General features: G+C 73.1%; 10 protein-coding genes. 4 read left to right on the top strand and 6 right to left on the bottom strand.

From position 1 onward, the window contains the following. Positions 1-1,326 (top strand): alpha/beta fold hydrolase (locus N4P33_RS25530; protein WP_260829092.1); only part of this gene is annotated, 1,326 nt, incomplete at its 5' end. Further along, entirely contained in the window at positions 1,323-2,069 is a 747-nt protein-coding gene (locus tag N4P33_RS25535; RefSeq protein WP_260829093.1) for a class I SAM-dependent methyltransferase, read from the top strand. The genes N4P33_RS25530 and N4P33_RS25535, both read left to right, overlap by 4 nt. Before the next feature lie 37 nt (positions 2,070-2,106). Here the strand turns inward: N4P33_RS25535 and N4P33_RS25540 are convergent, their stop codons facing one another. Continuing rightward, the gene (locus N4P33_RS25540; RefSeq protein ID WP_260829094.1) at positions 2,107-2,823 is read right to left on the bottom strand and encodes a PIG-L deacetylase family protein; all 717 of its coding nucleotides are present in this window, start codon (positions 2,821-2,823) and stop codon (positions 2,107-2,109) included. Positions 2,824-2,957: 134 nt separating this feature from the next. Between N4P33_RS25540 and N4P33_RS25545 the strand changes: the two genes are divergently transcribed. Beyond that, the gene (locus N4P33_RS25545; protein WP_077801511.1) at positions 2,958-3,371 is read left to right on the top strand and encodes a DUF3224 domain-containing protein; all 414 of its coding nucleotides are present in this window, start codon (positions 2,958-2,960) and stop codon (positions 3,369-3,371) included. A gap of 28 nt (positions 3,372-3,399) precedes the next feature. Further along, positions 3,400-3,765 (top strand): VOC family protein, encoded by a 366-nt coding sequence (locus N4P33_RS25550; protein WP_260829095.1) that lies wholly within the window; start codon positions 3,400-3,402, stop codon positions 3,763-3,765. 81 nt (positions 3,766-3,846) lie between these two features. Here N4P33_RS25550 and N4P33_RS25555 read toward each other — a convergent pair whose 3' ends face one another. From N4P33_RS25555 to N4P33_RS25575, 5 genes are all read right to left on the bottom strand, one after another. Continuing rightward, positions 3,847-4,770, bottom strand: coding sequence for a DUF6039 family protein (locus N4P33_RS25555; protein WP_260829096.1), 924 nt, complete (start codon positions 4,768-4,770; stop codon positions 3,847-3,849). An 81-nt stretch (positions 4,771-4,851) separates the two neighbouring features. Further along, a complete protein-coding gene (fabD, locus tag N4P33_RS25560) occupies positions 4,852-7,293 on the bottom strand; it encodes an ACP S-malonyltransferase (protein WP_260829097.1) in 2,442 nt (813 codons plus the stop codon). Continuing rightward, complete coding sequence (locus tag N4P33_RS25565; protein ID WP_260829098.1) at positions 7,293-8,180, bottom strand: DUF6039 family protein; 888 nt, start codon at positions 8,178-8,180, stop codon at positions 7,293-7,295. The genes fabD and N4P33_RS25565 overlap by 1 nt, the downstream gene beginning before the upstream one ends. A gap of 40 nt (positions 8,181-8,220) precedes the next feature. Beyond that, positions 8,221-9,756 carry an MDR family MFS transporter gene (locus tag N4P33_RS25570; RefSeq protein WP_260829099.1) on the bottom strand — a complete coding sequence of 512 codons (1,536 nt, stop codon included), beginning with the start codon at positions 9,754-9,756 and terminating at the stop codon, positions 8,221-8,223. A 60-nt stretch (positions 9,757-9,816) separates the two neighbouring features. Further along, positions 9,817-11,798, bottom strand: a 1,982-nt coding sequence (locus N4P33_RS25575) for a beta-ketoacyl synthase N-terminal-like domain-containing protein (RefSeq protein WP_260829100.1), incomplete at its 5' end; no start/stop codon positions are given.

Consider the following 11,798-nt stretch of genomic DNA (forward strand, 5'->3'; position numbering starts at 1 on the left):
CTGCGGCTCCTCGCACCGCCCGGGGCGGCCCTGCCGCTGCTGCCCGCCGAGGACGCCGTGCGCCTGCTGTTCGCGCTGAGCGCGTCGGCGGCGACCGCGGGCCGCGCGTGCCGTGTGTCGTCCCCGCACGCCACGCCTCTCGCCGAGGTGTGCGAGCGGATCGCGGACGTGTACGGCATCCGTCTGGCAGCGGTCACCGATGCCGGCGAACTCACCGCCGTGGACCGGCTGTTGTGCCGGCGGCTGACCGGCGTGCTGGAGGGCGCCGGTCGGGTCGGCGATGTCCTGGACGCGTGCGACGTGCTCGGGCCCGGTGCGCGGGTGGCCGCCGTGCGACCGCCGTCGCAACGGAGGCTGCTGCGCGCGATCCGCGAGGGACAGAGAGCCGCGCGGGAGAACCGGTCCGCCGGGACAGCCGACTTCGTCCGGACCCTCGGCACGAACACGGTTTCCGGCCGGGACCGGAAGGCGACGGTGGTGTACCGCACCGCCGGGCCGCCTCCCGGCGGTACCGGCGCGCTTCCGGTGGTGCTGATCGGGGCGCTGGGGCAGGGCCCCGGCTTCTGGTATCCGCTGATGCGCCGGCTCGCGGCGCGGCGGCGCGTGCTGCTGGTCCAGCCGTCCGGCGCGCGGCGGCACCGGACGGGACCACCGGAGACCGCCGCCGTGCTGCGGCGCGAGGGGCTCGGTCCGGCCCACCTGGTGGGCTGGTGCACCGGGCCGAAGGAGGCCGTCGCCCTGGCGCGGGCGCATCCGGAGCAGGTGGCGTCGCTGGCCTTCCTCAGCGGATCGTTCCGGGTGGAGGGGCGCGAGGACGGCCTCGACACGGAGTACGAACGCAGCCTGCACACCCTGTGCCGCACGGTGCGCGCCCGGCCCTCCGCCGCCGGGCGGCTGCTGCGGCTGTTCGGGGCGCCGGAACCGGAGCCCCAGTCCGCCGACGGCGTGCTCGCCGCCACCCACGGCGACCTGCGCGAGCTGGTGCGGGCGCCGTTCCGCGACGAGGACGCGCTGGTCGGCTACGCCGCCGCGATGCTCGACTTCTGGGCCGACGACAGCGCCGACGGCGCGCCGGAGGTGTCCGTGCCGGTGCTCGCGCTGGGCGCGGAGTACGACCGCGTGGTGTCCCGTGCCCGGCTGCGCGCCGCCGCAGGCCGGTTCCCGCGGGGGCGCTACGCGGAGTTCACCGCGGCCACGCACCAGTTCCTGTACGACCGCGCAGAGCTGCTCGCGGAGGTGCTGGAGGGATTCTGGCGGGACCCGGCGGACCGTACACCGCCGGCGGACGAGGTCGTCACGGGGACGGCCGGAGAGGAACCGAGGTGAGCACCCCCAAGTCGTTCGAGCGGGTGGCACGCGACTACGACGCCCTGCGGGGCGGCATGGACCGCGGACGCCAGTCCGCCGGTGCCGTCGCCCCTCGTCTGGTGCCGGGCGGGCCGACCCTGGAGGTCGGCGTCGGCACGGGGGCCGTGGCGGCCGGGCTCGTGGAGCGGGGCCACACGGTCTACGGCGTGGACATCTCCCCGTCGATGCTGCGGCAGGCCGGTGAGCGGATCGGCGGCCGGCTGGCCTGCGCGGACGCCCGTGCGCTGCCCTGCCGGGACGAGGCCTTCGCCAACGTGGTCTGCGTCCATGTGCTGCACCTGGTCGGCGACATGGGGGCCGCGCTCGCCGAGGCGCGGCGGGTGCTGCGTGCGGGCGGCCGGCTGGTCGCGGTGCACGGTGACCCGTTCGCCGACGACGATCCGATGGTGGCGGCCCTGGAACGGCTGGCGCCGCTGCGGCCGGAACGTCCGGACGCCCCCGGGCGACTGGCCGAGGCGGCGGCGGCCGTGGGGTTTCGCGTCGTCGAGCAGGGGCCCGACGCGGCGTACGTGCAGGCGACGAGCCCCGAGCAACTGGCGACCAGCCTCGACAAGCGGGTGCCTCCCTATCTGTGGGAGGTGACCGACGACGACTGGCACGGGCTGGTGGTGCCGGTGATCGAGGCGCTCCGGGCACTCCCGGAGCCGGAACGGCCCCGGGAGCAGGTCTGGCGCTCCTGGCTGACGGTGCTGAGCACGTGACAGCCCGGGGTCCCGGCGGGTGCCTGCCGGGCCGGGGTCAGCAGGGGATGACCTCGAAGGCGATGGCGGGACGGCCACCGAACCGCTCGCCGGTCTGCGCGGCCAGAGCGGTGAGCGGACCGCGTACGTCGCTCACCGGGGGCCGCAGCCCGTCCAGATAGGTGCGGTGCGCCTCCAGCGAGGCCACGGCCTGGTCCAGCGAGCCGGAGACGTCCACCGCGTGCGTGGGGTGCGGGGAGTTGGCGACGGCGAGGTGGCGGACGCCGGTCCAGGGTTCCTCGTCGAGGTCGGGGAAGATCCACCGGTTGGCGGCGTCGGCGACGGAGTCGAGCGCCGCACGGCCGAGGTTGCGGTGGTCGGGGGAATTCCAGCGACCGCTGCTGAAACGGTCATGGAAATTGAAAGTCAGCAGCAATTCCGGCCGGTGCCTGCGAATGGTCGCGGCGATCGCGCGGCGCAGCGCGGTGCCGTATTCGATGGTGCCGTCGGGAAGATCCAGGAATTCGACCGAGGAGGCGCCCACGATTTTCGCGCTCTCCCGTTGCTCGGCCTCGCGGACGGGTGCGGCCTCGTCCGGGGACATGCCGTCGATGCCGGCCTCTCCCCTGCTGGCCAGCACGTAACTCACGGTCTTCCCGGCCTTGGTCCAGGCGGCCACGGCACCGGCCGCGCCGAACTCGATGTCGTCGGGATGAGCCACCACCGCGAGGGCGGTGGTCCAGTCGTCCGGAAAGGGCTTCAATTCCTCACTCATAAAGGGAAGTTAACACGCGGGCAGGTTCCGCCAGTGCTCAAAATTGCACAGCAGTCGGCGCCGGTGAAGCGTGAACATGGCCGGTACGCGCGGTATTCCGCCGCGTCGTGCCGAGAGAAGTGCGAAGGAGACCCATGAGCAGGACGGCAACCGGCGTGATGAAGTGGGAGCCCTGGAAGCCGCGCCCCTTCGCCGCCCAGGAGGAGGCCATGATGCTCTTCCACGGCCAGGTGGTGAACCACTACTCCGGTGACCTGACGGCCACCAGTACGCAGGAGTGCCTCATCCTCGGGCACCGCGACGGGACGAGCCCCTTCTACGGGCTGGAGCGGGTCGTCGGTGAACTGGAGGGCCGCACCGGCAGCTTCGTCCTCGAGGTCAAGGGCGTGGTCCGTCCCGGGGCCGCGGAGGCGACGATGACCGTCGTCCCCGGCTCGGGCACGGCGCAACTGGCCGGTTTGGAGGGTGAGGGCACGTACAAGAGCGATAACGTCGGTCCGGACGGGCACAGTTCGTTCGTCCTGAACTACGTGTTGCCGACCGACTGAGTTCTCGGTCACAGGAGAGGGAAGAAGTATGGAGACCGTCGGCACTCTCGCCGCCATCTCGCTCGACTGCAGGGACCCCAAGGCGCTCGCGGAGTTCTACGGGAAGCTCACCGGGTGGAAAGAGATCTTCAGCAGCGAGAACAACACCTACCTGATGGGCGACTCCTCCGTACGGCTGGGCTTCCAGCGGGTCGCCGACCACACCCCGCCGAGCTGGCCGGACGCCGGCAAGCAGTTCCACCTCGACTTCAGCGTCCCGGACCTGGACGCGGCGGAGCAGCGGGTGCTGGAACTGGGCGCCACCAAGCCGGAGTTCCAGCCGGGCGGCGACAAGTGGCGGGTCTACCAGGATCCGGCCGGTCACCCGTTCTGCCTGACCACGTACGCGGGATGAACCCCGCACCGGGTGGCCCCGCGGCACGAGCCGCGGGGCCACCCGGTCGTATGCCGTGGGCCGGTGACGAAGCCGCCGGCCTCAGCTCCAGTTCTGCGGGGTGAACAGGGCGTCGCGTGTGCTGCCCTGCACGATGATGCGGTCCCACGCTCCCCCGCCCTTCTCCATGGACACCCAGTCCTGGACGAAGGAGGCGCGGGGCGCGTCCGGGTCCGTGCGCGCGTCCAGCCCCATCAGCAGGTACATCACGTCGAGCGACGCCATGTGGATCAGGAAGTGCGCCCGGTCCATCCGGCCGAACATCTCCTCGTAGAGGTAGACGGTGGCCAGGCCCTGCATGTTGAGGTTCATGTTCTCCGCGACGGTGCGGGCGAAGACCCTGGCCTCGGCGCGGAAGCGGTAGTCGAAGTCCACCGTGCGGCGCATCACCACGCCGGCGGTCGCCGTGTTGAGCGTGCGGTCGGGCGCCATGCCCGTCTGCTCCCGGGCCGGTCGCACGTCGAACCGGGGCAGCCCGCGGACCGGGTCGGTGACCACCGGGCTGACCGACTCGTCCTGGGCCATGGCCTCCGTCGCGGTGCCGAAGATCCCCCACCGGTGGGGGACGAGCAGCGTGTCCCGCACGCTGCCGGGCTCGAACATCTCGTCCCACACGCCGGTGGCGCCGTCCTGGCCGCCGAACAGGCCCGAGACGTCCGCACCCGCCGCCAGCGTCTCGTACCGCTCCAGGGACGGCAGATGGACGAGCCAGTGCAGCCGGTCCCGGACGCCGAAGGCCTCCTCGTAGGCGAGGACCGTGGCCTCGCCGGCACAGCGCTCGTTGCAGGATTCGACGATCTTCCGGGTGGCCTCGCGGGCGCGGACGCCGTATCCGGGCGCGATCTGCGCACTGCGCGCCACGATGAGGCCCGCGTTGCCCGAGTGCAGCAGGCGCTCCGCCGGTTGTGCGGTCTGGTGGGCTGCGGGACGGAAGGCGGGGGCGGGGCCGGCCGTCGTCTGTGTCATGGGGAGTTCCTCCTGTTCGCGGTCCTGGTCACGGATCTGCTCGCCGTCCTGCTCGCGGATCTGCTCGCGGTCCCGTTCTCGTCAGGTCGGCCGGTCGGACCGATGCCGGGCCGGCTCCTCCTCGGGCGCGCCGAGGATCCGTGCGGCTCCCGACATCAGCAGGTCGGCGATGGCGTCCGGGTGGCGGCGTCGCCAGTCGGCCAGCGGCGTGCCGCGCACGAGATGGTTGAAGGCGCCCATGGCCGGTCCGCAGTGGATCTGGAAGTTGGCCCGCTGGGTGGTGTCGCCGGCCAGGGCCAGACGGTTGGTGTGCGCGAAGTACCACTTGAAGACGAGCGCCATCCGGTAGTGGGGGTCCTTCTCGGCCTTCTCCACGATGTGCGGGCGGCCCGTCTCGACGTAATGGGCACGGGTCAGGTCCCACACCTCGTCGACGCCGCGCCGGAAGTACGAGCGTTCGATGGACCGAAGGGTCCGCTCGTCGATCTCCGCGAGGGAGCCGTGGCGCCGGTAGAGCTCGTACAGCTTTCCCGCCCGGGCCGCGAACAGGGTTCCCTTGCGGACGACCTGGACGCGCGCGCCCAGCTCGAACATGTCACCGGAGGGGGCGTACGCGGTGTCCTGGACGTCCAGCCCGGCGAGCATCTCCTTGACCGCGTCGGACGTGCCCGCCTCGGCCGTGCACTGGTTGACCGAGCCGGTGAGGACGAAGTCGGCGCCGAGGGTGAAGGCCGCGGCGACCGCCTCCGGCGAGCCGAGCCCGCCCGAGGCGCCCACGGGGGGCGGAGCGGCGTAAGCGTGCCGGGCGGAGATCCGGTCCCTCAGCCGCACCAGGGACGGCACCACGGTGAGAGCCACCGCCCTGTCGGTGTGTCCGCCGGAGTCGGCCTCCACACAGATCTCTCCGGCGACCGGGTGCCGCCGGGCCAGCTCGGCCTCCTCGGCCGTGAGGTCGCCGTCACGGACCATCCGCTCCAGCAGCGCCGGGGGCGGCGGCGAGAGAAAGGCGGTGGCGATCTCCGGCCGGGACACCTTGGCCATGACGTGACGGAGTCCGCTCGCGCGGCCGTCCGCCGTGCGGCGGGCCCCGCTGAAGCGGAAGCGCACCAGGGGCGCGGTGACCCCGAGGAAGGCGGCGGCCTCCACGTACCGCACGCCGCGGTTCAGGAACAGCTCGACCGTCTCCCGCTCGCGCCGCTGGTCGTCCAGGTCGTGCAGAAGGTTCATCCCGAACCGGCCCGACCCGCCGAGCCGTTCCTGGATGCGGCCGACCGCCTTCTCGACCTCACCGAGGCCGAGGCCCCCAGTACCGAAGAAGCCCATCAGCCCGGCTTCGCCGAGGCGGACCACCAGGTCCACCGACGAGATCCCCCGGTACATGGATCCGGCCAGATAGGCGAGCCGGATCCCGTACGCCCGGCGGAACGCGGCGGAGCCGAGTTCCCCGGGGCCGGCCCCGACGGGCACCCGGGAGACGATCACCGGGTGCGGCGCCTCCTCCCGGTCCGGTGCGGCGGCCGGTCCCCTCGTCGCGGCCCGGCTGTCCGCGGCGGCGGTTTCCCCGGCGGCGGCGCGCCCCTCGGTGACAGTCGCGCCCCGCACGGCGGCGGACGGCTCGCGCCCGGCGCTCCGTGGTGTCCTCGCCCGGTCCGCCCGTTCCGGCGTGCGGGGCGCCGGCTCCCGTACGGCCTCCTGCCACAGGCCGGTCAGCACACGCCCCGGGCCGAGTTCCGCGATCTCGTCGACGCCCTCGTGCACCAAGTGGCTCATCGACTGCCACCACAGCACTGGCGCCGCGACCTGACGGGCCAGCAGCTCCGGCAGGTCCCCCGCACGGTACGGGCGTGCGGTCACGTTGGAGACGACGGGAACCCGGGGCTCGGAGAACCGGAAACCGCGCAGGTAGTCCGCGAACTCCCGGGCCGCGTCCGCCATGTGACGGGAGTGGAAGGCCGCGCTCACCTTCAGGGGAACGCAGCGGGCCCCCAGGGAGCCGGTCAGCAGGCCGGTGGCGGCACGCACCGCCCCGGGGGTGCCGGAGAGCACGACCTGGCGGGCGGAGTTGTGATTGGCGATCTCCGCGTCCGCCGCCTCGCCGCCCGCCGCCGCCAGCGCCTCGGCGACCCGCTCCGCCGGCACCCCGAGGACGGCGGCCATCAGACCGCCGTCGGCGCGTCCCATCAGCTCACCCCGGCGGCGCACCAGGCGGACGCCGGTGGTGAAGTCGAAGCAGCCCGCCGCCCAGAGGGCCGCGAACTCGCCCAGGCTGTGTCCCGCGTACCGGTCGGGTTCCGGTTCACTCCGCCTGCGGGCCAGCAGGCTCAGCGCCTCGACGACGAACAGGGCCGGCTGGGCGTACCGGGTCCGGCCGAGCCGTCCCTCGGGGTCGTGCAGGCACAGCTCGCGGACCGAGTAGCCCAGCACGTCGTCGGCGGCGGCGCACTCCTCGGGGAAGAGGTCGAACAGCTCTCCGCCCATGCCGGCGCGCTGGGCCCCCTGTCCCGGGAACAGCCAGGCGCGCATCAGGCCGGCAGCTGGTAGGGCACCAGCAGGGTGTCGTGCAGGCCGCCGTCGGAGAACGTCCGTGCCCAGGTGCCGCCGCCACGGTGCTGGGGGATGAACGGGCGCTCGAACAGGGCCCGGTACTCCTCGTCGCGGTCGGCCAGGGTCTGCAGGGCGTGGTAGTCCTCGAACGACCGGAAGTGGATGAGCCAGTGCAGCCGGTCCATCACGCCGAAGGTCTCCTCGTAGAGGTAGGCCGTGGCGCGACCGGCGAACACCTTGTTGACGTGGTTCTGCCAGGCGAAGGCGAAGTAGCGGGCCTCCTTGCGGAATTCGTGCCGTGCCTCGCCGACCCGGTGCACCACCAGCTGGGCGGTGGCGGAGTTGAGCTGTTCGTCGCGGGGCTGGGCGCACTGCACCCAGGCGGGGTCCACCCAGCAGTCGCCGTAGTCGGCCTCCTCCTCGCTCTCGTGGTGGGCGCCGTGCTGCGGTACGAGGATGTCCTCGCGCATGGTGCCGTCGACCACCATGCGGCCCCAGGCACCCATGCCGTCGTCGTCCTTGACCCGGTCCGACTCCAGCAGGTCGATCATGCCCTTGTCGTGGTCGACCATCTCCAGGCTGATCGCGTAGTCGTTGGGGTTGTTCCAGTGGATCAGCCAGTGCAGCTTGTGCCGGGTACCGGCCAGTTCCTCGTAGCAGAAGAACGAGGCCCCGTTGAGGTCGGACTGGTTCATGTAGCCGATGACGTCGGAGAAGAACTTCCGGCCCTCGGCCACATAGCGGTTCTTCAGCTGACAGCTGCGCGCGATGATGAAGCCCGCGTTGCCCGAGTGCAGCACCTTGTCGGCGGAGACGGGCGTCTGGTGGAGGGCGGGGCGGATCGCGCGGGCGGGGCTGTCGGTCACGGTGTGCACTCCTTTGCGAGAGGGGTGTGCGGACAGGGGCTCACTGGGACGGGGCCCGGTCGCGGGCCGGGGTGTCCTTCAGGAGCAGGGAGACGGCGAAGGCGACGACGGCGCAGGGCACGCAGGCCAGGAAGACGTCGTCGAGGGCGCGGCTGAAGGCCGCGACGACCTCCGAGCGGAGGGGTTCGGCCAGCCCGCTGACGGCTTCCACGGACTGGGAGTCCACCTGTGCGGCCGCCGTCCCGCTGCCCAGGTGGTGTTCCAGCCGGGCGGCGAAGACCGCGCCGAGCACGGCCGTGCCGATCGCGGCCCCCATCCGCTGGAAGAAGTTGGCGGTGCCCATCGCGGCGCCCATGTCGCGGGGCTCCACACTGTTCTGTACGGCGGTCAGCACCGGCTGGGTGGTCAGACCGACGCCTACGCCGAAGACGAGGGCGAGCAGCGCGGTCCACAGGTACGGGGTGTCCGGGCGCAGCCGGGCGAGCAGCGCCGTGGCGGCCACCAGCAGGAGCGAGCCGGCGACGGGATACGCCTTGTAGCGGCCGCGGCTGGAGATGAGCCGTCCGGCCACGGTCGTGCCCGCGACGATGCCGAGCATGGCGGGCAGCATCGCCAGGCCGGCGCGGGTGGCGGAGAAGCCGCTGACCACCTGGAGGTGGACGGGGAGGAAGACGATGCCGGCGAACATTGCGGCGCCCGCCAGGAAACCGAAGATCCCGGCGACCCGGAAGACCCGGTTGGAGAACAGCCGCAGCGGGATGACCGGATCGGCGGCCCGGCGCTCGGCGAGGACGAACAGCGCCCCGGCGGCCACCGCGGCGGCCAGCAGGCCGAGCCCGGCCGGCGAACCCCAGCCGTAGTCGTCGGCCGCCCAGTTCAGGTACAGCAGTGCGGCGGTGACGCCCGCGGTGATCAACGCGGCGCCGGCGAGGTCGAGGCGCTGCGGCCTGCGCACCGTGGTGACGTGCAGCAGTCTGGCCACGACCAGCAGGGAGCACAGGCCGACGGGGAGGTTGATCCAGAAGATCCAGCGCCAGCCGGGCCCGTGGGCCAGCCAGCCGCCGAGGACGGGTCCGCCGACGCTGGCCAGTCCGAAGACGGCCCCGAACCAGCCCTGGTACCGGCCGCGTTCGGCCGGGGGAACCACGTCCCCGATCACGGTCATGGCCAGGGCGAACAGGCCTCCGCCGCCGAGGCCCTGCACGGCGCGGAACACGACCAGCTGCGTGATGTCCTGGGCCACCGCGCACAGCAGCGAACCGGCCAGGAAGACACCGATCGCCGCCAGGTACACCGGGCGCCGGCCGTACATGTCGGACAGCTTGCCCCACAGCGGTGTCACCACCATGGAGGTCAGCAGATAGCCCGTGACCACCCAGGACAGCCGGGACAGACCGCCCAGGTCGCTGACGATCCGTGGCAGCGCGGTGCTGACCACGGTCTGGTCCAGGGCGGAGAGCATCATGCCCGTCATCACGCCGCCGACCACCAGCCGGGCCCGGCGCGCGGGCATCCCCGCCGTCTCCGCGGGTGCGGCCACGGTGCTCGCCGGGGAGCCTTCAGGCCGTGCGCTCATCACTCACCTCGTGTCGCCTCGTTCGTACGGTCCTGCGGGAGTCTTCGCCCGCCCCGCCGGTCAGCCCGCGCCCACCGGGGAGAAGTCCAGGTCGAGCAGGGACGTCACCACGGGGGCGCGGCCCGGGGCGTCCAGCCAGAGCCGGCGCCGCCGGAAGGCGGGCAGCGGCAGCGGTTCCCGGGGCGGCGGCCCTCCGGTCCGCCAGGCCGGGTCCGGCCTGCTGACGACCACATGGGCGTTCGTGCCGCCGAGCCCGAACGAACTCACACCCGCGACCCGGGTCCCGTCGGGCGCCCAGGTCGTCAGCCGGGTGACGGGGTAGAACGGCGAACGGGCGAAGTCGAAGCGGGGATTGGGCGTCTCGCAGAACAGGGTCGGCGGGATCTGCCCGTGCCGCACGGCGAGGACCGCCTTGAGGAGCCCGGCGATGCCCGCGGCGCACAGCAGATGGCCCAGGTTGGACTTCACGCTCCCGATCGCGCACCAGCCCTCGCGGTCGCTGTGCTCGCGGAACACGTCGGTCAGGGCCCGCAGTTCCATGGGGTCGCCGATCAGCGTGCCGGTGCCGTGCGCCTCCAGCAGGCCGATCTCCTCCGGATGGCGTCCGGAGGCGGCGAGCGCCCGGCGCAGCAGTTCGGCCTGGGCGTCGGGGTTGGGTGTGGTGACGCCCATGGTGTTGCCGTCGTTGTTGACCTCCGCGGCGTCGATCACCGCGTGGATCCGGTCGCCGTCGGCGAGCGCCGCCCGCAGCGGCTTGAGCAGGACCGCCCCGCAGCCCTCCCCGGGGACGAAGCCGTCGGCGCGCTCGTCGAAGGTGCGGCACCGCCCGGAGGGCGAGATGGCGCGGGCGGCGCTGAACTCGAGGTAGGGGCGCTCGTCGAGCAGCACTTCGACACCGCCCGCGACCGCGATCTCGGCGTCTCCCGCCGCGAGCGCGCGGCAGGCGAGCTGGACGGCGAGGAGCGAGGAGGAGCAGGCGCTGTCGACCACCAGGGACGGCCCGCGGAAGTTGTAGCGGTGGGCCACCTGGGCGGCGATGAAGTTGGGGTCCGACTGCAGGCCCCCTGGGTGGATCCCGGCGCGCTGCCCGTACGGGGTGGTGCGGCCGCCGACGTAGACGCCGACCCGCCGGCCCCACAACTCGCCGTCGGTGTAACCGGCTTCGGCGAGGCAGCAGGCGGTCGCCTCCAGGAAGAGACGGATGGCCGGGTCCAGGGCGGTCGCCTCGTCCTCGGTCATCCCGAACCAGTCGGGGTCGAAGTCCTCGATGCCGTCGATGAAACCGCCCCACTTGCTCAGTGACCTGCCGGGCTGCGGTGTGGGCGCGTACAGCGTGTGGTGGTCCCACCGGCTCGGCGGCACCTCGGTCACCCGGCAGCGTCCCGCCACCAGATCCGCCCAGAAGGCGTCGACGTCCGGTGCGCCGGGGAAGCGGCACGCCAGCCCGATGACGGCGATCTTTCCGTCGGGGACAGGGTCCAAGGCCGGGACAGGGTCCAGGGCCGGGACAGGGACGGCGGCCGGGGCAGGGTCCGGGAGCGGGCCGGGGACGGCGGCCGGCACCGGGTCGGTGGCAGCCGGAACGGTGGCGGGCCCGGGCACCGCGCCGGCTCGGGGAACCCCGGAGACGACGAGTTCAGGCGCCGCGCCGGTCCGGGGAGCCCCTGCCACGACGGGTTCGTGGTCCGCCGCGACCGGGGCCCCGGGCGTGTGCTCGGGCTCCGGCCGCGGTGCAGGGGGCGCGGACGGGAGGGTGGCGAGGTGGCGGGTGAGTGCGGCCACGGTGCTGTGGCGCAGCAGGGTGGAGGGTTCGAGCGGCCGTCCCACCCGCTCCTCGATCTGCTGCAGCAGATCGCCCAGCAGGACCGACTCCACACCGAGTTCGGCGAAGTCGGCCGTCGGGTCGAGCTCGCGCACCGGGATACCGAGGTTCTCGGCGAAGAGCTCCATCAGCCAGGGCGCCGGCGGGAGGTCCTGCGCCGTGCCCGGGAGTCGGGCGGGGCCGGCCGGCGAGGAGGCGGGGACGGAGGCCGGGGCGGACG

Origin of the sequence: Streptomyces sp. 15-116A (assembly GCF_025290915.1) — a bacterium.
Classification (GTDB): domain Bacteria; phylum Actinomycetota; class Actinomycetes; order Streptomycetales; family Streptomycetaceae; genus Streptomyces.

What these genes read in the sequence shown, in the direction of transcription:
- N4P33_RS25555 (WP_260829096.1), bottom strand. Translation starts at nt 4,770, where the DNA reads ATGACACAGACGACGGCCGGCCCCGCCCCCGCCTTCCGTCCCGCAGCC.
- N4P33_RS25540 (WP_260829094.1), bottom strand. Translation starts at nt 2,823, where the DNA reads ATGAGTGAGGAATTGAAGCCCTTTCCGGACGACTGGACCACCGCCCTC.
- N4P33_RS25550 (WP_260829095.1), top strand. Translation starts at nt 3,400, where the DNA reads ATGGAGACCGTCGGCACTCTCGCCGCCATCTCGCTCGACTGCAGGGAC.
- fabD (WP_260829097.1), bottom strand. Translation starts at nt 7,293, where the DNA reads ATGCGCGCCTGGCTGTTCCCGGGACAGGGGGCCCAGCGCGCCGGCATG.
- N4P33_RS25570 (WP_260829099.1), bottom strand. Translation starts at nt 9,756, where the DNA reads ATGAGCGCACGGCCTGAAGGCTCCCCGGCGAGCACCGTGGCCGCACCC.
- N4P33_RS25545 (WP_077801511.1), top strand. Translation starts at nt 2,958, where the DNA reads ATGAGCAGGACGGCAACCGGCGTGATGAAGTGGGAGCCCTGGAAGCCG.